At 62.3% G+C, this 26,091-nt stretch carries 19 protein-coding genes; 16 read left to right on the top strand and 3 right to left on the bottom strand.

From position 1 onward, the window contains the following. Positions 1-339: 339 nt before the first annotated feature. From kdpF to J5278_RS23790, 15 genes are all read left to right on the top strand, one after another. A complete protein-coding gene (kdpF, locus tag J5278_RS23720; protein ID WP_111221508.1) occupies positions 340-429 on the top strand; it encodes a K(+)-transporting ATPase subunit F in 90 nt (29 codons plus the stop codon). Positions 430-462: 33 nt separating this feature from the next. Next, positions 463-2,166 (top strand): potassium-transporting ATPase subunit KdpA, encoded by a 1,704-nt coding sequence (gene kdpA, locus J5278_RS23725; protein ID WP_143123246.1) that lies wholly within the window; start codon positions 463-465, stop codon positions 2,164-2,166. 25 nt (positions 2,167-2,191) lie between these two features. Next, complete coding sequence (locus tag J5278_RS23730; protein WP_209184825.1) at positions 2,192-2,332, top strand: hypothetical protein; 141 nt, start codon at positions 2,192-2,194, stop codon at positions 2,330-2,332. Positions 2,333-2,375: 43 nt separating this feature from the next. Next, entirely contained in the window at positions 2,376-4,442 is a 2,067-nt protein-coding gene (gene kdpB / locus J5278_RS23735; protein WP_142831326.1) for a potassium-transporting ATPase subunit KdpB, read from the top strand. Between the two features lie 55 nt (positions 4,443-4,497). Beyond that, entirely contained in the window at positions 4,498-5,064 is a 567-nt protein-coding gene (kdpC, locus tag J5278_RS23740) for a potassium-transporting ATPase subunit KdpC (RefSeq protein WP_209229648.1), read from the top strand. A 50-nt stretch (positions 5,065-5,114) separates the two neighbouring features. Then, entirely contained in the window at positions 5,115-7,826 is a 2,712-nt protein-coding gene (locus J5278_RS23745) for a sensor histidine kinase KdpD (RefSeq protein WP_142831324.1), read from the top strand. Continuing rightward, positions 7,823-8,515 (top strand): response regulator transcription factor, encoded by a 693-nt coding sequence (locus J5278_RS23750; RefSeq protein WP_209229646.1) that lies wholly within the window; start codon positions 7,823-7,825, stop codon positions 8,513-8,515. The genes J5278_RS23745 and J5278_RS23750 overlap by 4 nt, the downstream gene beginning before the upstream one ends. 210 nt (positions 8,516-8,725) lie before the next feature. After that, a complete protein-coding gene (locus J5278_RS23755; RefSeq protein ID WP_209229644.1) occupies positions 8,726-10,483 on the top strand; it encodes an alpha/beta fold hydrolase in 1,758 nt (585 codons plus the stop codon). 69 nt (positions 10,484-10,552) lie between these two features. Beyond that, a complete protein-coding gene (locus J5278_RS23760) occupies positions 10,553-11,707 on the top strand; it encodes a glycosyltransferase (protein WP_219258583.1) in 1,155 nt (384 codons plus the stop codon). Between the two features lie 4 nt (positions 11,708-11,711). After that, positions 11,712-13,904: an exopolysaccharide transport family protein gene (locus J5278_RS23765; RefSeq protein WP_219258584.1), complete on the top strand. Its 2,193-nt coding sequence runs from the start codon at positions 11,712-11,714 to the stop codon at positions 13,902-13,904. After that, positions 13,904-15,037, top strand: coding sequence for a glycosyltransferase family 4 protein (locus J5278_RS23770; protein WP_219258586.1), 1,134 nt, complete (start codon positions 13,904-13,906; stop codon positions 15,035-15,037). Before J5278_RS23765 ends, J5278_RS23770 begins: the two co-directional genes overlap by 1 nt. Beyond that, positions 15,034-16,440: an O-antigen ligase gene (locus J5278_RS23775; RefSeq protein ID WP_257623425.1), complete on the top strand. Its 1,407-nt coding sequence runs from the start codon at positions 15,034-15,036 to the stop codon at positions 16,438-16,440. The genes J5278_RS23770 and J5278_RS23775 overlap by 4 nt, the downstream gene beginning before the upstream one ends. Next, on the top strand, positions 16,437-17,984 hold the full coding sequence (locus J5278_RS23780; protein WP_219258588.1) for a lipid II flippase MurJ: 1,548 nt from the start codon (positions 16,437-16,439) through the stop codon (positions 17,982-17,984). Before J5278_RS23775 ends, J5278_RS23780 begins: the two co-directional genes overlap by 4 nt. After that, complete coding sequence (locus J5278_RS23785) at positions 17,977-18,990, top strand: polysaccharide deacetylase family protein (RefSeq protein ID WP_219258592.1); 1,014 nt, start codon at positions 17,977-17,979, stop codon at positions 18,988-18,990. Before J5278_RS23780 ends, J5278_RS23785 begins: the two co-directional genes overlap by 8 nt. Beyond that, complete coding sequence (locus tag J5278_RS23790) at positions 18,983-20,128, top strand: glycosyltransferase (protein ID WP_219258594.1); 1,146 nt, start codon at positions 18,983-18,985, stop codon at positions 20,126-20,128. The genes J5278_RS23785 and J5278_RS23790 overlap by 8 nt, the downstream gene beginning before the upstream one ends. A gap of 5 nt (positions 20,129-20,133) precedes the next feature. Here the strand turns inward: J5278_RS23790 and J5278_RS23795 are convergent, their stop codons facing one another. Beyond that, positions 20,134-21,462 (bottom strand): hypothetical protein, encoded by a 1,329-nt coding sequence (locus tag J5278_RS23795; protein ID WP_257623426.1) that lies wholly within the window; start codon positions 21,460-21,462, stop codon positions 20,134-20,136. Then, positions 21,459-22,610 (bottom strand): glycosyltransferase family 4 protein, encoded by a 1,152-nt coding sequence (locus J5278_RS23800; RefSeq protein WP_257623427.1) that lies wholly within the window; start codon positions 22,608-22,610, stop codon positions 21,459-21,461. Before J5278_RS23800 ends, J5278_RS23795 begins: the two co-directional genes overlap by 4 nt. A 507-nt stretch (positions 22,611-23,117) precedes the next feature. Between J5278_RS23800 and J5278_RS23805 the strand changes: the two genes are divergently transcribed. Continuing rightward, positions 23,118-24,179 carry an aldo/keto reductase gene (locus J5278_RS23805; RefSeq protein WP_219258596.1) on the top strand — a complete coding sequence of 354 codons (1,062 nt, stop codon included), beginning with the start codon at positions 23,118-23,120 and terminating at the stop codon, positions 24,177-24,179. 45 nt (positions 24,180-24,224) lie between these two features. Here the strand turns inward: J5278_RS23805 and J5278_RS23810 are convergent, their stop codons facing one another. Further along, on the bottom strand, positions 24,225-26,075 hold the full coding sequence (locus tag J5278_RS23810; protein WP_257623428.1) for an ABC transporter ATP-binding protein: 1,851 nt from the start codon (positions 26,073-26,075) through the stop codon (positions 24,225-24,227). Positions 26,076-26,091 lie beyond the last annotated feature (16 nt).

A 26,091-nucleotide genomic window follows, 5' to 3' on the forward strand; every position in this document is an offset into this window, starting at 1 on the left:
CTTCTGCTCGCGGCTGTGTCACACGCATGCCGCATTTTTTTTGCGAGCGCTCTCTGCCCCGAGCCCACGCAGACTGCAAAACCTCCAAATCTTTATAGCTTTTTTATATGGGCCGCCGCGATCACGTCTCGAACGTTTATGCGGATCGGGTGCATATCATTGGTGCGGGAAGCGCGTGCTTTCTCGCCGGGCGTAAGCCCTGTGGCTCCCTGTTTCTCGACAATCTGAAAGGACATGCGCGCGATGGATATCGCCATGCTTGGCATCGTCATCATCTTTTTCGGGCTTTGTTTTGCCTACACCAAAGCCTGCGACCGTCTCTGAAGAGGAATAACACCCATGCTGTTCGACTACATTTTGAGCGGTGCGGTGACCGTCTTCCTGACGGTCTATCTCACCTATGCCCTCATTCGCCCAGAGCGCTTCTGATCCGCCCGGCGCCGGGACCTGAAAGATAACCCCATGACCCTCAACGGATGGCTTCAGATCCTGCTTTTTTGCGGGATCGTCATAGTGCTCGTCAAACCGCTCGGCGGTTACATGACCCGCGTGTTTGCGGGCGAGCGCACCTACCTCTCGATCGTGCTCGGCCCTGTCGAGCGCGGCCTTTACCGACTTGCTGGCACCAGCGAGCGCGAGGAGCAGCACTGGACCTCCTATGCGTTCTCATTGCTGATGTTCAATCTTCTCGGCGTCGTCGTGCTCTATGCACTGCAACGCTTCCAGGCGGTGCTCCCCTACAATCCCGCCGGCATGGCTACCGTGCCGACAGACCTGTCGTTCAACAACGCCGTGAGCTTTGTCACCAACACCAACTGGCAGAACTACGGCGGCGAAAGCACAATGTCGTACCTGACACAGATGGCAGGCTTCACGGTCCAGAACTTCCTGTCGGCAGCGACCGGCATGGCCATCGCGATGGGCCTCATCAGGGGCTTTTCGCGCGCCTCCGGTAAAGCGATCGGCAATTTCTGGGTCGATATGACCCGCGCCACATTCTACATCCTGCTGCCGATCTGCATCGTCATGACGCTGGTCTTCGTCTATCTCGGCGTGCCGCAAACGCTGGGCGCCTATGTCACCGCAACGACGCTCGAAGGCGCGCAGCAGACCATCGCTGTCGGCCCGGTCGCCTCGCAGCTGGCGATCAAGATGCTCGGCACTAATGGTGGCGGCTTCTTCAATGCCAACTCAGCCCACCCGTTCGAAAATCCGGATGCGATTTCCAATCTCATCCAGATGGTGTCGATCTTTGCCATCGGCGCGGCCCTCACCAATGTCTTCGGCCGGATGGTCGGCAATCAGCGGCAGGGCTGGGCAATCCTCGCAACGATGGGCATCCTGTTTGTCGTCGGTGTCGGTGTCACCTACTGGGCCGAGGCTGCCGGTAATCCCTTGATGCATGCCTTCGGTCTGCAGGGCGGCAACATGGAAGGCAAGGAAGTCCGCTTCGGCGTAGTGCTTTCCTCGCTCTTCGCCGTCATCACCACGGCGGCCTCATGCGGCGCGGTCAACGCCATGCATGGTAGCTTCACGGCGCTCGGAGGCCTTATTCCGCTCATCAACATGCAGCTCGGCGAAGTCATCGTCGGCGGCGTCGGCGCAGGCTTCTACGGCATCGTGCTGTTCGTGATCATCGCCATCTTTGTTGCCGGCCTGATGGTCGGCCGCACGCCGGAATATCTCGGCAAGAAGATCGAGGCCAAGGAAATGAAGATGGCGATCCTTGCCATTCTTTGCCTGCCGACCGCGATGCTGATCTTCACGGCGATTGCCTCCGTGCTTCCGAGCGCCGTTGCCTCCATCGGCACGGCCGGGCCACATGGCTTCTCGGAGATCCTCTATGCCTACACCTCGACGGCTGCCAATAACGGTTCTGCCTTCGGCGGCCTCTCGGGCAATACGCCCTGGTACAACATCACGCTTGGCATCTCGATGCTGATGGGTCGCTTCCTGGTGATCATCCCGGCTCTGGCGATTGCCGGATCGCTGGTCACCAAGAAGCGGGTCCCGTCGTCCGCCGGGACGTTCCCGACCGATGGTCCGCTGTTCGTCGGCCTACTTGTCGGCACGATCGTCATCGTCGGTGGCCTGACCTTCTTCCCGGCGCTGGCGCTCGGACCGGTGGTCGAGCATCTGATGATGATCGCCGGACAGACATTCTGAGGTCTTCCAGATGATCCTGCGACACATGCTGCGCAAACGTACACGCCCTCGCGCCGGTTCGCCGGCACGAGGGCCGGCAGCCACGACTCGCGCCTCGGACGTCATCCTGATGATGATGGCCATCCTGCTGGTCGTGCTTGCCGCCTTCAAAATCCTTCACGGCTGACCGGCCCATCCGATCACGCTTCCTCTTTCGCTGGAGTCTCTCAATGAGCCAGGCAAAATCTGCGAGTATCCTCGATAGTCGCATTCTCATACCCGCCATCGGCGGTGCATTCGCAAAGCTCAACCCACGTACGCTTTCCAAGAACCCGGTCATGTTTGTCGTTGCGACAGTTTCCCTGCTGACGACGGTGCTGTTCATCCGTGATCTGGCCACCGGCGGAAGCAATCTCGGCTTTTCGCTGCAGGTCAATATTTGGCTCTGGTTCACGGTCCTGTTTGCCAATTTCGCCGAAGCTGTTGCCGAAGGGCGCGGCAAGGCGCAGGCGGCCTCGCTGCGCAAATCGCGCACGGAAACCCAGGCCAAGCTGCTGCAGTCGGGAAGCCGGGATGCCTTCACCATGGTGTCTGGCACGAGCCTCAAGGTCGGCGATGTCGTGCTGGTCGAGGCCGGTGACATCATCCCGTCGGACGGCGAAGTGATCGAAGGCGTTGCCTCCGTCAACGAGGCGGCAATCACCGGCGAATCCGCCCCTGTCATCCGCGAGTCCGGCGGCGACCGTTCGGCTGTGACCGGCGGCACGCAGGTGCTCTCCGACCAGATCCGGGTCCGCATCACCGCGGCTGCCGGCTCGACCTTCATCGACCGCATGATCGCCCTGGTGGAAGGCGCCGAACGTCAAAAGACCCCGAACGAGATCGCCCTCAACATCCTGCTCGCCGGGATGACGCTGATCTTCGTTCTCGCTACCGCCACGATCCCGAGCTTTGCCTCCTACGCCGGCGGCTCGATCCCGATCATCATCCTGGTCGCGCTGTTCGTCACGCTCATCCCGACCACCATCGGCGCGCTACTTTCGGCCATCGGCATTGCCGGCATGGACCGTCTGGTCCGCTTCAACGTGCTCGCCATGTCGGGCCGCGCCGTGGAAGCTGCCGGTGACGTCGATACGCTGCTTCTCGACAAGACCGGCACGATCACGCTCGGCAATCGCCAGGCAACATCCTTCAGGCCTGTGCGGGGTGTTACCGAGCAGGATCTCGCCGACGCTGCGCAGCTGGCCTCGCTTGCCGACGAAACGCCGGAAGGCCGCTCGATCGTCGTGCTCGCCAAGGAGAAGTACGCGATCCGTGGCCGCGACATGACGGCGCTGTCGGCCACCTTCGTGCCATTCACGGCGCAGACCCGCATGAGCGGCGTCGATGTCGATGGATCGTCGATCCGCAAGGGTGCCGTCGACTCCGTGCTTGCCTATGTCACCGGCGCCGGTGCGTCTTCCGGCAGTGCCGATCATGACGTCGTGCGCGAGTTGCAGGCTATTGCCGACGAGATCGCAAAATCGGGTGCGACACCGCTGGCCGTTGCCCGCGACGGGCGCCTGCTCGGCGTCATCCAGCTCAAGGACATTGTCAAGGGCGGCATCCGCGAACGCTTTGCCGAACTGCGCCGCATGGGCATCCGCACCGTGATGATCACGGGCGACAATCCGATGACCGCAGCGGCCATCGCTGCCGAAGCCGGTGTCGACGACTTCCTCGCCCAGGCGACGCCTGAAATGAAGCTGGCGCTGATGCGCGAGGAACAAGCCAAGGGCAAGCTCGTCGCCATGTGCGGCGACGGCACCAACGACGCTCCGGCGCTGGCCCAGGCCGATGTCGGCGTGGCTATGAACACCGGCACGGTTGCGGCACGAGAAGCGGGCAACATGGTCGATCTTGACAGCGATCCGACCAAGTTGATCGAGATCGTCGAGATCGGCAAGCAGTTGCTCATGACCCGCGGCGCGCTCACCACCTTCTCGATCGCCAACGACATCGCCAAGTATTTTGCGATCATCCCGGCCATGTTCATCGCCTTCTACCCGCAGCTGAAGGCGCTCAACATCATGGGGCTGGCCTCGACGCAGAGTGCTATCCTGTCAGCGATCATCTTCAACGCATTGATCATCATCGCACTGATCCCGCTGTCGCTGAAGGGTGTCAAATACCGGCCTATCGGTGCCGGCGCGCTACTCAGCCGCAATCTGCTCATCTACGGTCTCGGCGGCGTCATCGTGCCTTTCATCGGCATCAAGGCAATCGACATGATCGTCACGGCGCTTGGCCTTGCATAACCCGCGTCGCCACCGCCGCATTCTCGCTTTCACCCCAACCAGGGAGTACTCATAAATGCTGAACCAGCTCCGCCCCGCCATTGTGATGATCGTCGTGACCACGGCTCTCACCGGCCTTCTTTATCCGCTGGCAATGACCGGCGCCGCCCAGGCGCTGTTTCCGACACAGGCCGCCGGCAGTCTTGTCGTCATGGACGGCAAGGTCATCGGCTCCAGGCTGATCGGACAGGCGTTTGCCAGCGACCGATATTTCCACGGACGTCCGTCTGCTGCCGGCGATGGCTATAATGCTGCCAGTTCCGGGGGCTCCAACCTCGGCCCGACCTCGAAGAAGCTGATCGACCGCGTGAAGGCCGACTATGAGGCCGCCAAGGCTACTAATCCGAATGCAGAGGTGCCCGCCGATCTCGTGACCGCTTCCGGCAGCGGCCTCGATCCGGCCATTTCTCCGGAGGCGGCATACTTTCAGGTACCCCGGATTGCCAAGGCTCGCAACTTGGACGAAGCCAAGGTAAAGACGTTGATTGACACTGTCGTCCAGGGCCGCGAACTCGGCATTCTGGGCGAGGCCACGGTCAACGTTCTGGCTCTCAACCAGGCTCTTGACGCCATGGCCACCTAACAGGCCTTGGCCCGCCCCCGGGCATGGGCCAATTGCGAAAGAATGACTTGATGTCTGCAGGCGACCGCGATCAATTGCTGAGACCTTCACCCGACGCCCTGTTGGAGAAGGCCCGGGCGGAAACACGCGGTCGCCTGAAGATCTTTCTGGGTGCTGCTCCGGGGGTCGGCAAGACCTACGAGATGCTTGTCTCCGGGCGAGCCAAGATCGCCGACGGTTTCGACGTCGTCATCGGCGTCGTCGAGACCCATGGGCGCACGGAAACGCAGGCCTTGCTTTCCGGCTTCGAGATTGTCCCGCGCGTCAAGCTGCCCTACAAGGGGCAGCTGCTCGAGGAGATGGATCTCGACGCTATCCTCGCCCGGCGACCGGACTGGGTGCTGGTCGACGAGCTGGCCCACACCAACGCCGAGGGCAGCCGCCACCCGAAACGCTACCTCGATGTCAAGGAGCTGCTCGACCGCGGGATCAACGTCTACACGACCCTGAACATCCAGCACGTCGAAAGCCTCAACGACGTCGTATCGCAGATCACCCGCATCCGCGTTCGCGAGACCGTTCCGGACTCAATCATCGACATGGCCGACGACGTCGAGATCATCGACTTGACGCCGGACGATCTCATCAAGCGCCTGCACGACGGCAAGGTCTATGTCGCCAAGACGGCGGAGCGGGCGCTGACGAACTATTTTACGCCGGGCAACCTCACGGCCCTGCGTGAACTGGCCTTGCGCCGCACTGCCCAGCGCGTCGACGACCAGCTTTTGACGCACATGCAGGCCAATGCGATTGCCGGGCCCTGGGCCGCCGGCGAGCGTATTCTCGTCTCCGTCGATGAAGATCCGCGCTCGGCATCGCTGGTGCGCTACGGGGCGCGGATGGCATCGCGCCTTCGGGCGCGGTGGTCGGCGGTCTATGTGGAGACAAACCGTTCGATCAATCTCTCGGAGACGGAGCGCGACACGATCGCGGCCACCCTGAGGCTTGCCGAACAGCTGGGCGGCGAGGCGATCACCATTCCGGGGCGGGACGTCGCCGAGGAACTGCTGCAGCACGCCGCCAGCCAGAACGTCACCCATATCGTCACCAGCGCACCGCGCAAGCGGCGCTGGCGGGACACCTTCTTGGGGTCGGCATCGGACGCGCTGATCCGGCGCGCCGGCGATATCAGCGTCCACGTCATTTCCGGCAACGACAAGGATGCGCCGGTGGCAGGACGGGGTGTCGCCAGCGCCACAGCCGTTCCGTCCTTCGACTTGAAAGCCTATCTCCTTGCCACCGGTTATGTCGTCATCGCGCTGATGGTCGGCGCACTCCTCGACCAGTTCCTCGATGTCCGCAACCTGGCACTCGTCTTCCTGATGGCGGTGCTGACCTCGGCTGTCATGCACGGGCTGCGGCCAGCGCTCTATTCATCGGTGCTCGGTTCGCTGGCCTTCAACTTCTTCTTCCTGCCGCCACGCTACACCTTCACGATCAGCGATCCCGAAAGCGTGCTGGCGCTGTTCTTTTTCTTCGGCGTGGCGATCATCGCCAGCAACCTGACGGCAACGGTGCAACGGCAAGCCGCTGCCGCCCGCCATCGCGCCCGGACCACCGAAGACCTGTATCTGTTTTCGAAGAAGCTTGCCGGCACCGGCACGCTGGACGACGTTCTGTGGGCAACGGCCTTCCAGCTGGCCTCCATGCTCAAGGTTCGCGTCGTGCTGCTGTTGCCGGAAGACGGCACGATTGCCGTCAAGGCGGGCTATCCGCCGGACGACACGCTGGACGACGCCGACATCGCGGCTGCGCGCTGGGCCTGGGATCATAACCACGCCGCCGGTCGCGGCGCCGATACGCTGCCAGGCGCCAAGCGCCTCTATGTTCCGCTGCGCACCGGCCGCTCGGCCGTCGGCGTGATCGGCCTCGACAGCGATCGGCGCGACGGCCCGCTGCTGACGCCGGAGCAGCAGCGCCTGCTGGACGCGCTGGCGGATCAGGCCGCACTCGCCATCGAGCGCATTCAGCTCGTCGGCGACGTCGACCGCGCCAAGCTTGCCGTCGAAGCGGATCGGTTGCGATCGGCATTGCTGACCTCCATTTCCCATGATCTGAAGACGCCGCTGGCGGCCATCCTCGGTGCTGCCGGGACGTTGCGCGACTATCTGGATTCGATGACTGCCGAGGACCGCGCCGACCTTCTGTCGACCATCGTTGACGAATCCGAACGGCTGAACCGCTTCATTGCCAACCTTCTCGACATGACGCGCATCGGGTCGGGCGCGATGGAGCCGAACAGTGCGCTGTACTTCATAGAGGATATCGCCGGCAGCGCGCTTCGGCGGAGCGCCAAAATCCTCGCCCATCACCAGACGCAGCTGCAAATTGCCGCAGACCTGCCGATGGTGCGCGTCGATCCGGTGCTTCTCGAGCAGGTGTTCTTCAACCTCCTCGACAACGCCGCAAAATATGCCCCGGAGGGGTCGACCATCAGTATCCGCAGCTGGGCCAATCCCTACAACGTCTTCGTCGAGGTAGCCGACGAGGGACCGGGCATTCCGGGCGATGACCTCGAACGCGTGTTCGACACGTTCTACCGCGTCCGCAAGGGAGACCAGGTGCGCGCCGGGACAGGCCTCGGATTGTCGATCTGCCGCGGCTTTGTCGAGGCGATGGGTGGCACCGTCACGGCAGCGAACCGTATCGACCGGGCAGGCGCCGCCTTCACCATTCGCCTGCCGCGCGCAATCGACGCTCACCCAATGGAAGATCTCAGATGACAGGCGCAGCGATCAAGATCCTCATCGTCGACGATGAACCGCCGATCCGTCGGCTCCTGCGCGTCGGGCTGACGGCGCAGGGCTACGATGTCATCGAGGCTGCCGATGCCCTCTCGGCGGCCCGGCTTGTCAAGAACGAGCCGCCTGACCTCATCATCCTCGATCTCGGACTGCCGGACAAACCCGGTCACGAACTGCTGCAGCAATGGCGCGACGAGGGGGTGATCATCCCTGTCGTCATTCTGTCCAGCCGGACGGACGAGGGCGGCATCGTCCAAGCGCTGGAAATCGGCGCCGACGACTATGTGACCAAGCCCTTCGGCGTCAACGAACTTGCCGCCCGCATACGCGTCGCCTTGAGACACCGGCTGCAGCAACAGGGTGAGAAGGCCATTTTCCAGACCGGAGGACTATCCGTCGATCTCGTCAAGCGGATCGTCCGGGTGGATGGCGTCGAGGTCAAATTGTCGCCAAAGGAGTACGACATCCTCCGCGTCATGGCGCAACATGCCGGCAAGGTGCTGACGCATCAGTTCGTCCTGAAACAGGTCTGGGGACCTGCCGCCGACGTGCAGTATCTGCGCGTCTATGTCCGTCAACTCAGGCAGAAGATCGAGGCATCGCCCGACCAGCCGGTTTATATCACCACGGAAACGGGCGTCGGCTACCGGCTGCGGGCGCCAGACTGAAGCATTAGCTTCAGGCCGAAGGAACGTATCGGCGCTCACGCGATGAGGGCAGGCCTCGGCGGCTATGTCTGAACTAGATCGCGTCTGCATACGAAATATTTATATTGCTCGACGCTAATGTCCTTCACTGGCGCACCATGCAGATTTTGAACGACTGCCTGGTGGGCCGATCCGTGAAGACATCGTGGGGAAAATACCTTGGATCGCGCGTTGGGAGTACCAGTCACATTCCAGGGATGCGCCGGGTTCATCCATGATGGCAGCGGCAGCACCGGAGTAGTCATGCTTCCCGCCTGGGGGTTCGAGGAACTGACGATCCGGCGCGGCTGGGCCGGGTTTGCGGAGAGACTGGCGAAAGCCGGTTATTGCTGTCTGCGCTTCGATTGGCCCGGCGCCGGCGACAGTATCGGAGATACTAAAGCCGGTATCTCCTTGGCCGACTGGCTGGATGCCGTCAAGGCAGCGGCAAACGTCCTGACCGAACGTTATTCGTTGGAAAGGGTTGTCCTCGTCGGCCATGGCGTCGGGGGGCTGCTGGCACCCCACTGCGCCGATCTCGTGTCTGCCGCCGCCGTCGTTCAGATGGCGCCTCAAAGCGAAGGCAGGACTGGGCTTCGCGAACTGGAAATCCTCGGTCGTCTGATCGGCTCTTTCCTCGGCCTGCCCAATGCCCCCTCGAAGGATACGATAGAGATCGCCGGCCACTCCATCTCCATGGCCCTGGCCAAGGAGATCGCTGCGCTACGGCTCGATGAGAGCACGCATCTCCGTTCGGCAATTCCGCTTCTATCCGTGTTGAGGCCGGGCATTCCAGGCGCGGCAGACTGGCCGAAGCGGCTTGCCACTGCAGGATTTACAGTCACGGCTGCGACATATACGGGGTCGGAAGGCTTTCTCGCCTATAATCAGGCGTCGGTTTCGCCGCTCGAATGTTTCGAAAATGTTTGCGCGTGGCTGGTGCAGACGGTGCCGCCGGGCACACGGGAGGTCCCCGGGCAACGGCCATTGGCGGAGGCTCTGCGAGGGGACGGATACAGCGAGAGGCCGGTGCTCTTCGGGCACGGGGGACGCCTGTTCGCCATCCTGTGCCTGCCGGATAAATCGCCGCCGCGAGCAACCGTCATAATGATCAATTCAGGCGACAACTACCACATCGGCTGGGCGCGCATGCATGTCGAGTTCGCGCGGAAGCTGGCGCGGCAAGGCATTGCCAGTTTCCGGATCGACACCGGCGGTATCGGCGACGCTGAGGATATCGATGGGCACGCCTACTACGTCGATGGGCAAACCCGCGACGTGATCGAGGCCGTCACGACGGTCGAGGAGCTCGGTCTCGGTCCCGTCCTCGTATCGGGCAGATGCAGTGGAGGATATGCGGCGATCCAGACGGCGGTAGCAGATCCGCGCATCCGGGGACTGGTCGCTGTCAACACCGTACGGCTCGGACTTTCGCCATCAGAGACGTTCGAGCAGATCATGAGCGGCGGAACATCTTCGGTCGCAACCTATCGCCGGCGTGCATTTTCGACGCAGATCGCAAGGGATGTTCTCAGCGGCCGCAAGTCGCTACTGGCAGTCAGTGCAAAAGGCCTGCGTATCGCCAGGAGACAGCTCTCGGCGCGCCTCCCGCCTTTCGCAGGCGCTCTTTCGAGTGCCGGGAGGCTGACGGCTTCCATCCGCCAACAGGCACAGCAACTACAAGACCGCGGGGTTGCGGTGTTTTTGCTTTATGCCGAGAACGATGGCGGCCTGGACGAGCTGGCTCGCCATTTCGGCAAGCGCCATGCCTCCGAATATGACCATGCGACGATCCGTATCGCAGCCGGTGCGGAGCACAACATGACCGCCCGGTACGCTCGCGACGAAATCCTCAAGGAGCTGGTGGCATGTGTCGAGGCGATTGAGCGCCTCGGCAAGGCAGCTCTCGTGCTGCCGCCGGCTGATATGGCTAACAAGGGCTTAACCTAAGGATGTACGGACTAACATAATTTTAAGCTGTCGGATTGTATGAGGAAAGTGGATCAAAGGATTTTCCCGATGCGCGTGGCGATTGTACATGATTGGCTTTACACGATCGGCGGTGCCGAGCGGGTATTGCAGGAGATGCTGCGATGCTTCCCACAGGCCGATGTTTTTTGCCTCTTCGATTTCCTGACGCAGGAAGACCGTGACCGCATCGGTCTCAAGCAGACCAGAACAAGCTTCCTGCAAAAAATGCCCTTCATGCAGCGGGCGCACCGGGCCTTCCTGCCGCTGATGCCGCTTGCCATCGAGCAGCTCGATCTGTCGTCCTACGACCTCATCATTTCCAGCAGCTATGCGGTGGCCAAGGGCGTGCTGGCCGGGCCGGACCAGCTGCATGTTGCCTACGTGCATTCGCCGATCCGCTACGCCTGGGATCTGCAGCATGCCTATCTCGCCCGCAATCGAAATCCCGTGACGCGGCTTTTGGCGCGGCCGCTCCTGCACAAGCTACGCATCTGGGATACCCGCACCGCCAACGGACCGGATCTGCTGCTGGCAAATTCGCACTTCGTCGCGCGGCGCATCCGCAAGGTCTATGGTCGCGAGGCGAAGGTGCTCTATCCGCCGGCCAATCTTTCGACGCGCCAGCAAGAGGCGGCGAAGGGCGACCACTTTCTCGCCGCCAGCCGGCTTGTGCCTTACAAGAACATCGAGGCGATTGTCCGTGCGTTCGGCGAGTTGCCCGACCAGCGGCTGATCGTGGCCGGCGACGGCCCCGAGGCGGCGCATCTTCAGAAAATCGCTGGAGCCAACGTCACGTTTTCCGGCTTTGTCAGCGACACCGCGCTGCGTGACCTGATGGCCACTGCGCGTGCCTTCATCTTTGCCGCAGAAGAGGATTTCGGCATCATTTCGGTCGAAGCCCAGTCTGAGGGAACGCCGGTGATTGCTCTTGGGCGCGGCGGCTCCTGCGAGACCGTCGTCGACGGCCGGACCGGCCTGTTCTTCGATTGGCCCGAGCCATCCGCCATTGCTGCCAGCGTCCGCTTGTTTCTGGGCCGGGAGGGTGAATTTTCCCCGGAAAACTGCAAGGCGCAGGCCGCGCGTTTCTCCGCCGAGCAATTCCGCTCGGGTCTGCGCGCACATGTTAACGAAACCATTTCAGCTTATAAGTCGTCTGTAGTCGGATACGTTCCCCGCGATAGATTTACGATGGAAGACGGATGACGCAATGATCGACAGGCGTGACATGGCGGAGGATCGGTCGATCGACGCACCGGCTAGCGTTGAGCGCAGCGGTATCGTCGCGACGATATGGCGCCACCGCCTGCTGGCGCTCGCCATCCTTGCGACAGTGGTGCTGCTCTCCGTCGTCGCGACCATCGTCATTCCGCCGCGTTACCTTGCAACCGGCTCGGTCATCGTTGCCGAAGACGATCCGGCCACGCGCACGTCGGATGTCTGGGCCCAGAAACAGGGCGACCCGGCAGATCTGGAAAGCCAAATCATGATCGTGCGCTCCTCGCGGCTGCTGAAGATCGCGTTGGCGCAACCCGGCGTCTATGACGAGGTGATCGCCGAATGCCGCAATGCCGGCGCCCGCTGCGCAACTCTTCCGGCCGATTCCCAGCTGCTGGCCGACACGGTAGCGCAACATTACGCCGTCGCCGCCGTCGGCCGGTCCCGTGTTCTGTCCATCTCGTACAATTCCGCACTTCCGGCCACCGCGATGACGTTGGCGAATGCTCTGGTCACGGCCTATCTGGACGACCAGCGCAGCTCTCAGTCCAACAGCCGTGAAGTTGCCGCAAAGTATCTGTGGCAGGAGATCGCCAATCTCGACACCGAAATTCGCGACAGCCTTGCCAAGATCGAGGCCTTTCGGCAGCAGAACGGACTGGTGCAGGGATCGACTGCAGCGATCAGCTCCGAAGGCCTGACCAGCGTCAGCCAGCAGCTTGCCGCCGCCGAACAGGCCAAGGCGCAGGCACAGGCCCGCCTCGATGCCATCAAGGACACGCGCAACGGGCAGGATGCCTCGACCATGGCGCTGGAAAACCGCACGGTTGCCGATCTCAGGCAGCAGATGGCGACGATCGGCAACCAGCTGGCTGCCAGCAACACAGTGCTCGGACCGCGACACCCGCAGCGTCGCATGCTCGAAGCCTCGATGGAGCTGCTGCAGAAGCAACTGACCGCCGAGATCGACCGCATATCGGCCAATGCCCGCAAGGATTACGAAACCGCCTCCAGCCTGGTGACAGCGCTCAAGGCACAAACCGCCAAGGCCAAGGACAACGCTGCCGATGCACGCTCGCATGAGGCTTCCATCGAAGGCATGGTTCGGGATGTGGAGGCCAAGCGCCAGCTTTATACGCAGCTCTATCAGCGCGCCAGCGAACTGGAGTCGGAGCGCAGGTCGCTAAACGGCGGTGCCCGCCTCGTCAGCCTCGCCGAAATGCCGACCACACCCTATTTCCCGAAAAAGATGCCCATGGTGGCTGCGGGACTGGCCCTTGGGCTGTTCTTCGCTGGCGCAGGCTGCGTGTTCTGGGACCGCTTCCGTGCAGATCTGCAACCACGGGGAAAAATCGTTCGTCCGTTTGCCAGGACGCGGAAAGAGCCGGCGCCAGATCCCGCTGCCGTGGCTGCAGCACCCGATGCGGTCGTTGTCGCTGAGAAGCTTCCGGTCATCGCCGCACTGCCGGCGTCGGGTCTGGCAGAAAAGCCCGACGAGACGCTTTTGACCATGGCGTGGTGGAGTATGCTGTCCGCCGGGTTCCGACAGAGCGTGCGGCAGATGGCGGCCGACCTCGTCGAAACCTCGGGCGGAAGGCTGCTGGTGTTCCTACCCGTCGGCAATGACTCGCGCAATGCGCCGTTTGCCTGTCTGCTGGCGGGACAGGCGCTGGTGAAGGGCGGGCTCAGGGTCCTGATGATCGAATGCGCGCCCTCGTCTCTGGAGTTTGCAGCTGCGTTCGAACTCCCCGCAGATCACCCGACCCTTGGCGACGTGCTGGCTGGAAAGGTCGAACCTGCGGCCTCTGTCTCCCGGACGCAAACGCCCGGTCTCGATGTCATCCCCGGCAGGCCAGCCGATCTCGACCTTTTTGCCACCGCCAAGCGGCAGGGGCTGACGGCGATGATGGACTGGGCCGGCCACTATGACTTTGTGCTGCTTAGCGGCCCGGCGTTGTTCGATTCTCGCTCCAACCATGTCCTTGCCATGCTCGCAGCCCAGCTGCAAGTCCGTGCCGTCGTTTGCGCAGACAGCGGTGGCGAGACCGACAAGGAGCTGGATGAGGCGAGCGCAGTGATGGCGGAACTAGGTCTGCTCAGCGTCGGGGCGCTGCTCTTGCCGTCAATTGGCCCGGACAGACACTCGGCGGCTATTCCAGCCCGGCTGCAGAGAAGGAGCGCCTGATGGGCGCACCGCGCGTTCTTTTCGTGAACCAGGCAGGGGTGATGTCGGGCGCAGAATACGTCCTTGCCAGCCTGACTGTCGGCTGGAAGGACGCTTCCGCACTCCTGCTCGAGGGTGGGCCGCTCGAAGATGTCCTTCGCCGGCAAGGCATCGATGTCTCGGTCGCTTCCGGCGCGAAACTCGGCACGATCAAGCGCGACCAGTCCCTGTTTGCAGCCTTGCCGCTCGTGGCGCGGCTTTTGAGACTGGTCCGCGCGATCGCCGCTGCCGCTCGCCAAAACGACGTGGTCTACGCCAATTCGCAAAAGGCGTTCCTGCTGTCTGCTCTCGCCTCGTTTTTGCTCCGGCGTCCGCTTATCTGGCATCTCCACGACATCATGGACGGTCGCCATTTCGGGTCAATGCAGCGCCGGATGCAGGTGATGCTGGCGACTATGCGGGCAGCCTGCGTCATCGTGCCGTCGCAAGCTGCCGCAGACGCGTTTGTCGCTACCGGAGGCCGTGCCGGCTCTGTGCACATCGTCCCAAACGGGATCGCGCTCGACCAGCCGCCGACGCTCGACCGCGCCGCGCTCGGGCTCCCGCAGGGCCCACTCATCGGCGTCTTCAGCCGGCTGGCGCCTTGGAAAGGCCAGCATGTGGTGCTTGAGGCCCTGGAAGCTCTTCCCGGTGTTCAGTGTATTATCGTCGGCAGTGCGCTGTTTGGCGAGGATGAATACCGCAGTCGCTTGATCGATATGGTTGGCAGAGCCGGACTGGCGGATCGCGTCCACTTTCTCGGCCAGCGTGCCGATGTGCCCTGCCTGATGCAGGCGGTGGATGTCGTTGTTCATCCGTCCGTCGATCCGGAACCATTCGGGCTGACGCTCGTCGAGGCAATGCGCGCGGGGACACCGGTCATTGCCACCGACACCGGCGCCTCCGCTGAAATTCTGGATGGCGGCAAGGCGGGAACGCTCGTTGCTGCAGGCGACGCCAGAGCGCTCGCAGCCGCCCTGTTACGCTTCCTTGAAAACCGTAAGCCCTTTGGCGAAAAGGCGACGGTCGGAAAGCAGCGCGTCAACGCCGTCTACGACATCGTCACCATGCGCCAGACCGTGTCCCGCATCGTGGCAAAGGTTGCGGCGGCATGACGGCCATGAGGATGGATGTGTCCGGCGGGCTGCATGGAAAAAACTGGGGCAGAATTCCCGGCTGGCTCACCGCGCTGGCGTTGATCGGCCTATTCGCGGTCATCGGCAATTTTACCGGCGGGCTTGGCAGGCCGCTGTTCGTTGCCGGTTGCATCGGCGTGGCAATCCTTGCCTGGCACAACGGCATTGCCTCGCATTTCCAGGCAAGCCTCGTGCTGTTTGCCTTTGCGCCGTTCGTCAGGCGGGTCATCGACAACGGCGCCGGCTACGATGAACTCGGCCTGGTGCTGATCGGACCACTGATGGCGCTTCTCGTGCCCGTCGTCGAACTGCGCCATATCGTCAACCGCAAGGAAAGCTTCGACAGCCGTCTCGGTCCTCTCGTGCTCGTCTGTGGCTGCATCGTCTATGCCGGCGTGCTGTCCCTCCTGCAGGGCAAGATGAACGATGCGGCGAGCGGCCTGCTGAAATGGATGACACCGGTGCTTTACGCAGCCGTGCTGACAATCCGCGCAGACCGCGACGAGATCCTGGATGCCGCCGTGCGCGCCTTTTTCGTCATCCTGCCGATCACCGGACTCTACGGCATTCTCCAATATGTCGATCCCCAGCCGTGGGACCGCTACTGGATGCAGTTCGCGCCCATCTTGTCCATCGGCGATCCCGTGCCCTATGGCGTCCGGGTATTCTCGACGATGAACAGCCCGGCGAGTTTTGCAAGTTTTACGGCGGCAGGCCTCCTGCTCGTTGCCTTCCTGCGCACAGGGTGGATTTCGTTGTTCGTCGCCGCGCCGTCGATCCTCGCCTTGTTGTTGACGCTCTACCGCACCGCTTGGCTGTCGCTGATCCTGGCCCTGATCTTCTGCCTGGCCTTTACCAGCACGCGCCTGAAGGCGCAGGCGATCGCCATCTTCCTGGTTCTTGCCGGCGCCATTGCCGTGACCATTCCGCCCTTTTCGGATGTCATCGGAGAGCGCCTGGCAACACTCGGTCAAGGCAGCCAGGACGGCTCGTTCCAGGAGCGCCTGATGCAATACTATACCCTGTGGATGCAGCCGGACAGTTCGGTGATCGGCAACGGCTTTACCGTCACCGATGTCGGCTCGGCCGGCCAGATGCCGATCGACGGCATGATCATTGCCTGCTGGATAACGATGGGGATCGTCGTCGGCATTCTGTGCCTTTGCAGCTTCGGCTGGGCGATATCGAACGCCGTCGTGCGGTCCCTCGTGCAGCGCTCGCGCCAGGCGGTCATGATCGGGGCAATGGCGATGGGCAGCCTGCTGCAGATCCCTTTGGCCAATATCACGGCGGCCGAGGCGGGGTTCCTGTTCTGGAGCTTCGTCGTCCTGATGCCGCTCGATCCGCGCCCCGGCGAAACGCGCAGTGGCCCGGCCTCATGACGAAAACAGAACAGGAAAACGCGCCAGCACCGGCGGCAGAGCCTTCGATCAAGAAGGTCGCAGCGAGGCTCTCGAGCGGTGCCTTGTTCAGCAAGACTCTCGGCTTCGTACGCGAAGTCTTCATGGCGCATGTGGTCGGTGTCGCAGCACTCGCCGACAGCTTCCGAAGCTCGATGACGATCATTCTGCTGCCGCTCGCCTTCCTGCAGAACGAGAGCGTTCCCGCAATCCTCATTCCGCGCATGCAGGAGGCGGGGCGCAATGGCGAAGCCGCCCGCCGCCTGGCAGCGATGACCGTCGCTCTCTCCGCCATCGGTGCACTGCTGATGGTGCTCACCATCGTTATCGCCGATTTCCTGGTGGATACGATGATGGCAGGCGTTTCGGCTGCAGATCAGCAGGAGACGATCTATTTCGTGCGGATCATGGCCTTCTCGATGCCGGCCTCCGTGGCGATCAATTGCCTGGCAGCGGGCGAAATCGCCTTTGGCAAGACACGCGTGACCAATGCGCGTGCCGCCATGCTCAACATCGGCGTGATGCTCGGCCTCTGCATGCTGGTGCTTACCGGCAAGGGCCAGATGCTTGCCATCGCCTTCACCTTGTCGTTCAACGGCCTTGCGATCTGGGCGATCTGGGCTTTGTGGCGCGAGGGGAACCTTGCCCTTCGCGAGCTCAGCGTCGCCGACATCCGGACCGAGACAAACATCTTCCTCGGCCGCCTCGTGCCGTTCCTGCCGCTGCCGGCCGCCGAACAGACGAGCATCTGGCTCGAGCGGCTGCTTGCCTCAAGGCTGACGACTGGCGCCATCGCATCCATGGATTATGCGCGTACACTGACCGACAGCGCGCTGCTGCTCGTCAGCCAGCCCATAGGGCTCGCGGTCCTTTCCCACGGTGGAGACGGCAAGCTGAAGGAGCAGGCGGAGGCGATTACGCGTTTCGTCGCCATCGTGATGATGCCGGCCTCGGCTTTCATCTTCGTCTTTGCGCCCGATATCGTCCGCATGATCTTCCAGCGCGGCGCCTTCAATGCGCTTGGCGTCGAATTGACCAGCGAGGCGTTGCGCGGCATTTCCATCGGACTATGGGCATCGACGCTTGGATGGATCCTGTTGCGGCTGTTGAACCGGGCCAACCGCAGCACGCTTGCCGCCGGCATCCTCGTCGCCTCCTACCTTGCCAATATCGGCATCAATGCCACCTCGGCGGCGCTGCAGCACACGCATACCTACGGGACCTTCTTCCTGGGGCTCGGTGAGACTGTCCGCAGCCTCGTCATGTGTACTGCCGTCATCATCGCACTCGGCACGCCGATGTCGCTGTTCAAGCTGCTGGCACGGGGGCTCCTGCCGGTCGCGCTGATGGCCTTTGCGGGCAAGGAGATCATCGGCTTTTTCGACGGCGGACTTGCGCGACTTGCCTGCGGTATCGGGGTCTATCTCGTCTCGGTCGTGTTTGCTGCCGCCTTGCTCGCCCCGGAAATATTCGGGAAGCTCTACCGTTCGATAATGTCAAGGAAAGGAACGCCGCCTGATGCCTGACAGCGCTTTGTCGCCTCCATCGTTTTCCTCGTCCATGCTGGCTGCCATGGCGCGGTGGATCGATGCCATGCGCAGTGCGCGGGGCTGTTTCTTCACCTTTCACCGGGGCGCGCCCGCCGCGATGTGGCCAACCCTGCCAAACCGCAACTTTTATCTCGATCTCGATTTTCTCGATGCGTTGCTGAGCTATCTGGCAGCCAGCCGACGCAAGGTGGTGACGATCGAGGAAGGGTTGAAGCTGGCGAGAGACCCTCTGACACGCAATAGCTTCGTCAATTTCTCCATCGACGATTGCTACCGCGACACCTACGAGACGGTTGTCCCGCTGTTTCGCCGGCACGGCGTGCCGATAACGCTGTTCGTGACGACCGGAATTCCGGACGGGACCCTCCCGATGTGGTGGATCGGTCTCGAGGAGACGATCCAGCAGAGGGATTACATCATCGTAGACGGCAGCCGTGTTGCGACGGAGACGGCACAGCGCAAAGTCTCGGTGTTCGAGGACTTGCAGAACAGCTGGAGTGGCCGCGAGGCCAACACCCGCTACAAGACGTTCTGCCATGAGAACGATGTCGACGTCGCGGCGGTGCATCGGCGGCATGCGATCACCTGGGACATGCTGTCGGAGCTGGCGAAGGATCCGCTGGTGGAAATCGGATCGCACACTCTGTCCCATCCCCGGGTTTCCGGACTTTCGCCAGAGGATGCACGGCGCGAACTGGCGGAAAGCCGCACGCGCCTGCGCGAAAAGCTCGGCGTTCCCGTTGCCCATTTCGCATTTCCCTATGGGCGCGTGAACGACTGCGGTCCGCGCGATTTCGAGATTGCCCGCATGTCAGGCTACGAGAGCGTCGCAACGACCACGAAGGGCGTGCTCAAGGCTGGCGACGTTCCATATGCCTATCCGCGCGTCACCCTGAATGGCGCTCACCGCAACCTGTTGATACCGGAGCTTCATATCGCCGGCGCGTCGGCAGCTGCCGCGAGGATGCTTGGTCGTGTCTGAGGAGAAACTGAGGGTCATCTCTATCGCCCATACCGGCGTTTCGCGCGCGGCCGGCCGCTTGCGTTATGCACCGTTCGAAGGTCGAAGCGATCTCGACGTCCACCTGGTCGTGCCGAGCCGCTGGAAGCAGTTCGGTCGCAGCCTGTCCGCCGATCCCGGTGGCGACCCCGGCGTGACCACGCATGTCCTGCCGATCCTGTTCCCTCATGCCGGGCCGTTCAGCTGGTACCTGCACGTCTATCGCGGCCTCGGTCGTCTCATCCGGGAAACGCAGCCTCACGTCATCCACCTCTGGGAGGAGCCCTGGAGTTTCATCGCGCTACAGGCCCGCATGCTGAAGGGCGATGCCGCGCTCGTACTTGAGGTTGACCAGAACATCCTCAAGCGGCTGCCGCCGCCCTTCGAGGCGATCCGCAAGGATGTGCTTGGCCACACCGCCCATCTCCTGTCCCGCAGCAGCGACGCCACCGTGGTGGCCCAGGCAAGGGGCTATCGCGGGCCGGTGAGCACGATCGGCTACGGTGTCGACCAGCAGGTCTTCAGGCCGATGCCCGCAACAGGCGATGCCTCCGGATCGTCGCGGCTGGTCCTCGGCTATGTCGGCCGCCTGATCGAGGAAAAAGGCATTCACGATGTTCTTGATGCCATGGCCCTGACGAACGCTCCGGTTTTACTGAAACTGATGGGCGAGGGGCCCTTCGAAGGCGAATTGCGCGCTCGGGCAGAGCGGCTCGGTCTCAGCGACCGCCTGACTATCCGCCCATGGGACAATCCCGAAGGCGTTGCCGACTTCATCCGTTCGCTGGATGCACTTGTGCTCATGACGCATATGACCCCGGCGGTGAAAGAACAGTTCGGGCGAGTCATCATCGAGGCGCAGAGCTGCGGGGTTCCGGTGATCGGCGCGCGCTCGGGAGCCATTCCGGATGTCGTCGGCAAAGGCGGATGGATCGTGCCTGAGCGGGATCCCGGTGCGATTGCCGAGCTTCTGACGCATATCCATCAAAACCCGCAGGACAGGTTCGACAAGGCGGCTGCGGGGCTCGAAAATGTGCGCAACTCGTTCACCTACGAGGCAATCGCCGACCAGCTCCATTCCGCCTGGAAAGCTGCAGCGGCAGCCCGCCGCCATCGCTGAAGCCTTCAGCGCGTGACAAGCGCCATGTATGTCTCGCCACCGGGAAGGGCCTCGAAGACGTAGCGGTCACCGGAGACTTCGTGGGTCTCCCGAAGACCGTCCCAGCCCCAAAGCTCGATCCGGCGCGCGCCTTGTGGCAGGTCGATGGTCCAGCGACCACCCGAGATGTCCGTCCATCCGCGCAGGTTGTGCCATACGAACAGATCCGACTTCGGTCCGGTCAGATGCATCGTTCCGCTGTGATAGGGATCGGAGGCAACGATGGTCATGTCGCCGGCAATCCCGAGAACACGCTGCATCACCTTGGAGCGCTCCTCCGGCCGCCAGGGTGCCTCGCTTGCCGCCATCGCGTAGCCTGGCCCATCGACGCGCGCGGTATCGCCGATATTCCACGGGAATGCGAAGACGGTGACGGGCTGGCCCTTCGCGCCGACGACCCCAAAATTGTCCCAGAAAGCCGTCAGGAAGAGTTTGGCCGAGAGTTTCTCATCCCCCCAGCCTTCACTGCGGGAGATGTTGAATTCCGTAGCGTAGAAATTGATATCGCGCTTCAGGCCCATGTTGGACTTGATCTTGTCGAAGCAGGTCTGCGCGGAAAATTGACGGCCTTCCGTCAGGGGGTACCAGCGGTCGTTGTAATAGGTGTGCAGGTCGAGGCCATCCAGCTTGCCGTTCTCCAGCAGGTCGGCGATGGCCGGACCGTAGCCCCTGAGCGTGGCGTCGCCGTCGATATTGCAGGCGGCAAATCCTCCGGGAACGACTTTGAGCGCTTTGTCGATCGAATGGATGCCGTCGGCCAGTCCTGCGAGCGCGTCGTGATAGTCCTTCTTCGGGATGGTGTTCTGCACATCCGGTTCGTTAATGGCGGCAAAGATCGTTGCGCCGAAATCCTTGATGCCGTTTTCGCGGCCCCAATCGCCGTTCGGACGGAACCGCCGGGCGTACTCGGCGCCGGCACGGAACCAGTCGCTGTAGGCGCCGACCGGCTGCGGCGGATCGATGTACTGGTAACTGCCCTCGTATTCCAGAAGCATCACCGGCGTTATGCCCTTGTGAAAGGCTTCCATCATGGCGGCGTCGAAGTCGTGCGGCGTGGGAATGCGCTTAAGATCCCGCCAGCCGTAGGAGTTCATCCGCCCAAGGCGGGCACCGATCGCATGCAGGCCCTCGTAAAGCGGGGCCGTCGCCTCTCCTGTCAGATGCGTGACGATGTTGCCGCTTCCCGTTCGCCACCGCAGCGTTCCCTCGGCGGCAAAAGCTTGCCCGGCGATAGACGCCAGGACGAGGCTGACGCAGCCTGCCCAGCAGAGGAAAGCCCGAGGCAATCGGCTCATGCATATTTCTCCCGGAGCACGTCTTCGGCAAGGCTCACATAGCGCCGGCTTATCTCATTCCAGCTGTAACTGTCTGCCGTGGCAATTGCACCTGCCTTGAGTGTCTGGAGGCCGCTTTCGCCGGAAAAAACGAGGGCCAGCTTCCTGGCGATGTCGTCCCGGTCGCGGTCGATGCCGTAGCCGTTGACACCGTCCTTCAGATACTCCTCGATACCACCGACACGGGTTGCCAATACGGGCACGCCACAGGCCATTGCCTCCATGCAGACCAGCGAGAAAGTCTCGTAGGCCGTGGGCAGGACGAAGGCGTCGGCAGCGGGGTAGATGCGCTCCATATCACAGCGTTCGCCGGCAAAAACGATACGGGATGCGAGGGACCCTGCCATGGCGACATAGGGTTTGCGATTGTCAGAGCCGACAACGAGGAGCCACAGGGTTGGATCGTTCAGCGTCTGCATGGCCTGTATGACGTAGGCGAGGCCCTTGCGGCTGAATTCGTGGCCGACGAACAGCAACAGTCTGGCGTTATCCGGAATTCCGAACTCGGCACGCAGCGCATGGCCGCCTCTCGGTTCCGCCCTGAACTTGGACAGGTCTATCCCGTTCGGAATGATGGCGATACGGTCCGCTGGAACCCTGTAATTGTCCATCAGCTCGTGCTTGACGCGGCCCGACACGGCCACATAGCGGCGATACCTGAGGCCGCCGATCATCAGCCTGTCGCGGACGGCAACCCAGGCATGGATCGGGTTGAGGAGCCAGCTCCACTGCCCGGCACGTCGCTTTTCCTTCAGGTTCTCGGCATTGACGGCGTGCACCACCAGGATGTCGCCATAAAACGTATCGCCATGGCTGATCAGCACGCTTTCTCTTTTGGGCAGGTTCGCAAAATTGGCCGCGATCGTGAAGATCGGCACGACCACCATCCGCCCGACATGGCGAAACAGCCCCCGCTTCGGGAGGCGTGCGAGCCAGGGCACAATCGGCCGGAGCTTGACATTGGCGGGGGGAAATTGCGGCGTCGTCGATGCCACGACCGAGTTTACCTGGCCGAGCTGGCCAAAGGCGATCGACAGGTCCCAAGCGACCCGTTCTGCACCCCCCACGGTGTTGAATTCCTGGATGATCTGGACAATCTCGAAGGTCATGGGTGTGGTGGTGCCTGTCGTTTGTCAACGCTTTATTGAGGATAACGTAATAGAAGCCTTATCTAATCATTAACCTTCTCCGATTGCTTGTCGACAGCTTAAGTCATTGATGGTTAATGCCAAAATTTTTTCCCGGCTTGATACATTTCGGGCTATCCACTGTATTTCTGATGTATTTTTGCATCGATAGGCAGTCGTAATGTTCACTTTCGGCACGCCTCTAGTTCGTCCGAAGGAATTTCTGGCAAGGTGGCGGTGATCTCTTTCGCCGCCCTAGGTTGTTTTGGCGCCGTATCACAGAGTTTTGATCGGGGCTCTCATTTTTGCAGCGATGGCGGCGCTCGGTCGTTGGCGATAGGGTATGCACGCATCGTCGCCAGCAGGCCGGTGTCCTTTGCATTCCGTCGCGTGTGCCATCGACAAGGTTGCAACTGTCGGCGTTGTCATTGGTTCAATTGGTGCGAAATTGACCGGCGAGTGCTGCCGGCGCGAAAATGGGAGAGAGAAATGGAATATCGGCAACTCGGCCATTCGGGCCTGAAAGTCTCGACGATCACGATGGGCACCATGACCTTCGGCGGTGTCGGCTGGGCGAAGACCGTCGGTGATCTCGGCGTCAACGAGGCGCGGCGCCTCGTCGATATCTGCGTCGATGCCGGCGTCAACCTGATCGACACGGCCGACGCCTATTCGCAAGGTGTCTGCGAGGAAATTCTCGGCGAGATCATCGGTGGGCCCCGCAAGAACGATGTGCTGGTCGCCACCAAGGTGCGCTTCCCGATGGGCGATGGCCCGAACAGCAGCGGCCTTTCCCGCCAGCACCTGATCGCCGGTTGCGAAGCCAGCCTCCGGCGCATGAAGACCGATGTCATCGACCTCTATCAGGTCCACGAATGGGACGGGACGACGCCGGTCGAGGAAACCATGGAGGCTCTGGATACGCTCGTGCGCCAGGGCAAGGTCCGCTATATCGGCTGCTCCAATTTTTCCGGCTGGCACATCATGAAGGCGCTTGGCGTTGCCGAGCGTGATCGTTACCAGCGCTTTGTCAGCCAGCAGATCCACTACACGCTGGAAAGCCGAGACGCCGAGAACGAGCTGATCCCGATCAGCATCGACCAGGGTCTCGGTATCCTGATCTGGAGCCCGATTTCCGGCGGTCTTCTGTCAGGCAAGCATCGCCGCAATCAGGCAGCTCCCGAAGGTACGCGCCAGTTTGCCGGCTGGACCGAACCGCCGATCCGCGACGAAGACCGCCTCTGGAATATCGTCGACGCGCTGGTCGAAATCGGCGACAGCCGTGGCGTGTCTGCCGCCCAGGTGGCTCTTGCCTGGTTGATCGGCCGCAAGGGCGTGACCTCCGTCATCATCGGCGGCCGCACGGAAGCGCAGTTCAGGGACAACCTTGCTGCTGCCGAACTCAAGCTTACCGACGAGGAGCGGGCAGGGCTCGACAAGGTCAGCCAACCCTGGCTGCAATACCCTTACTGGCACCAGAAAAACACCGCCACCGACCGTCTGAGCGAAGCCGACCTCAGCCTGATCGCGCCGTATCTGAAGGACGCATGACGATCACGACATCAGGCCCCAGATAGGGTCTGCGCAAACTGCCGGTCACGCGGGCTCGTCGAGCCGTACGAGGTGACCGGCAGACACTTCGCGGTAGCTGCGCACAGGCGGCTCGAAGCCGACGGCACGGATCGGGCTTCTAAGCTCATCCGTCGACATATCCCGCTTGATGCCACGGCGCGAGGGATCGGGGACTGGAACCGCCGCAATGAGTTTCTTCGTATAGGGATGCTGCGGGTTTTCGAACACCGCCGCGCGCGGTCCGGTCTCGACGATCTCACCCAGATACATCACGGCGACGCGGTGACTGACGCGTTCGACAACCGCCATGTCGTGGGAGATGAACAGGAAGGCGAGGTGCAGGCTCTGCTGCAGGTCCATCAGTAGATTGCAGACCTGCGCCTTGATGGAGACATCGAGCGCCGAGACGCTCTCGTCGGCGACGATGACCTTCGGATCGAGCGCCAGGGCACGGGCGATGCAGATGCGCTGACGCTGGCCGCCGGAAAACTCGTGCGGGTAGCGGCTCATCATGTCGGCCTTCAGGCCGACGCGTTCCAGCAGGTCGGCCGCCTTGTCGCGCGCCTGGGTGCGGGTAGCGAGGCCGTGCTCGATCACGGGCTCGGCGACGGTAAAGCCGATGGTCAGGCGCGGATTGAGGCTGGCGAACGGGTCCTGGAAGATCATCTGGATGCTGCGACGCATCTGGCGAAGGGAAAGTGAATCCAGCTTCATCACGTCGTAGCCGTCGAGATGCACCTCTCCGCCATCGGGCTCTATGAGACGCATGATGGAGCGCCCGGTGGTCGACTTGCCGCAACCGCTTTCGCCGACAAGCGACAGAGTTTCGCCCTGAAAGAGATCGAACGAGACGTTTTCCACCGCATGGATGGCGCCGGTCTTTCGCCCCAGCAGGCCGCCATGGATATCGAAGCGGGTGGTGAGGTTCTTGACGTCGAGGATCGGCGTCTGGCGGCGATCGACGGTGTCTGCCACCTCGCCCGGTTGCTGGAGGACACCGGTGGCCGCATCGACGACGGGGAAACGCAGCGGCCAGGCCTTGTCCGCCATCGAACCGAGGCGGGGGACGGCGGAGAGGAGAGCCCGGGTATAGGGATGCTTGCCGCGATGGAAGATATCGTCGGTCGCGCCGCTCTCGACCGCTTCGCCGCGATACATGACGATGGTGCGGTCGGAAATTTCGGCAACGACGCCCATGTCGTGGGTGATGAAGAGGACCGACATGCCTTCCTCCTCCTGCAGGATCTTGATGAGGTCGAGGATCTGGCCCTGGATCGTCACGTCGAGCGCGGTGGTAGGCTCGTCGGCGATCAACAGCTTCGGCCTCGAGGCCAGCGCCATGGCAATCATCACCCGCTGGCGCATGCCACCGGAGAACTGGTGCGGATACTCGCTGCAGCGCGAGGCGGCGTTGGGAATGCGCACCTTCTCAAGGAGGCGAATGGTCTCTGCCTTTGCCTCGGCTTTCGAAATATCGCCGTGGCAGGTGAGTGCCTCCGAGATCTGGCGGCCGATGGTAAAGATCGGATTGAGTGAGGTCATCGGCTCCTGGAAGATCATCGCGACGTCCTTGCCGCGAACGCCTCTCATTTCCTTGTCGGACAGTGAAAGGATATCGCGGCCTCCAAGCAGGATGCTGCCCTCGATCCGGCTGCTGTTGGCAGCAAGCAGGCGCATGATCGACAGCGAGGTCACACTCTTGCCCGACCCGCTTTCCCCGACAATCGCCACGGTTTCACCGGGCATGACATCGAAGGAGATGTCGCGGACGACCGAACGCCACTGGCCATCGACGCGAAAAGAGGTCGTCAGATGGGAGACTGACAGCACCGGCACTGCACCGGTCATGGTCTTCTCAGCGGCTGTATTGGTCATGGAGTACCTCGATATC

This window comes from Rhizobium sp. B21/90 (assembly GCF_019355815.1).
Classification (GTDB): Bacteria; Pseudomonadota; Alphaproteobacteria; order Rhizobiales; family Rhizobiaceae; genus Rhizobium; species Rhizobium rhododendri.

What these genes read in the sequence shown, in the direction of transcription:
- kdpF (WP_111221508.1), top strand. Translation starts at nt 340, where the DNA reads ATGCTGTTCGACTACATTTTGAGCGGTGCGGTGACCGTCTTCCTGACG.
- kdpA (WP_143123246.1), top strand. Translation starts at nt 463, where the DNA reads ATGACCCTCAACGGATGGCTTCAGATCCTGCTTTTTTGCGGGATCGTC.
- J5278_RS23730 (WP_209184825.1), top strand. Translation starts at nt 2,192, where the DNA reads ATGCTGCGCAAACGTACACGCCCTCGCGCCGGTTCGCCGGCACGAGGG.
- kdpB (WP_142831326.1), top strand. Translation starts at nt 2,376, where the DNA reads ATGAGCCAGGCAAAATCTGCGAGTATCCTCGATAGTCGCATTCTCATA.
- kdpC (WP_209229648.1), top strand. Translation starts at nt 4,498, where the DNA reads ATGCTGAACCAGCTCCGCCCCGCCATTGTGATGATCGTCGTGACCACG.
- J5278_RS23745 (WP_142831324.1), top strand. Translation starts at nt 5,115, where the DNA reads ATGTCTGCAGGCGACCGCGATCAATTGCTGAGACCTTCACCCGACGCC.
- J5278_RS23750 (WP_209229646.1), top strand. Translation starts at nt 7,823, where the DNA reads ATGACAGGCGCAGCGATCAAGATCCTCATCGTCGACGATGAACCGCCG.
- J5278_RS23760 (WP_219258583.1), top strand. Translation starts at nt 10,553, where the DNA reads ATGCGCGTGGCGATTGTACATGATTGGCTTTACACGATCGGCGGTGCC.
- J5278_RS23765 (WP_219258584.1), top strand. Translation starts at nt 11,712, where the DNA reads ATGATCGACAGGCGTGACATGGCGGAGGATCGGTCGATCGACGCACCG.
- J5278_RS23770 (WP_219258586.1), top strand. Translation starts at nt 13,904, where the DNA reads ATGGGCGCACCGCGCGTTCTTTTCGTGAACCAGGCAGGGGTGATGTCG.
- J5278_RS23775 (WP_257623425.1), top strand. Translation starts at nt 15,034, where the DNA reads ATGACGGCCATGAGGATGGATGTGTCCGGCGGGCTGCATGGAAAAAAC.
- J5278_RS23780 (WP_219258588.1), top strand. Translation starts at nt 16,437, where the DNA reads ATGACGAAAACAGAACAGGAAAACGCGCCAGCACCGGCGGCAGAGCCT.
- J5278_RS23785 (WP_219258592.1), top strand. Translation starts at nt 17,977, where the DNA reads ATGCCTGACAGCGCTTTGTCGCCTCCATCGTTTTCCTCGTCCATGCTG.
- J5278_RS23795 (WP_257623426.1), bottom strand. Translation starts at nt 21,462, where the DNA reads ATGAGCCGATTGCCTCGGGCTTTCCTCTGCTGGGCAGGCTGCGTCAGC.
- J5278_RS23800 (WP_257623427.1), bottom strand. Translation starts at nt 22,610, where the DNA reads ATGACCTTCGAGATTGTCCAGATCATCCAGGAATTCAACACCGTGGGG.
- J5278_RS23805 (WP_219258596.1), top strand. Translation starts at nt 23,118, where the DNA reads ATGGAATATCGGCAACTCGGCCATTCGGGCCTGAAAGTCTCGACGATC.
- J5278_RS23810 (WP_257623428.1), bottom strand. Translation starts at nt 26,075, where the DNA reads ATGACCAATACAGCCGCTGAGAAGACCATGACCGGTGCAGTGCCGGTG.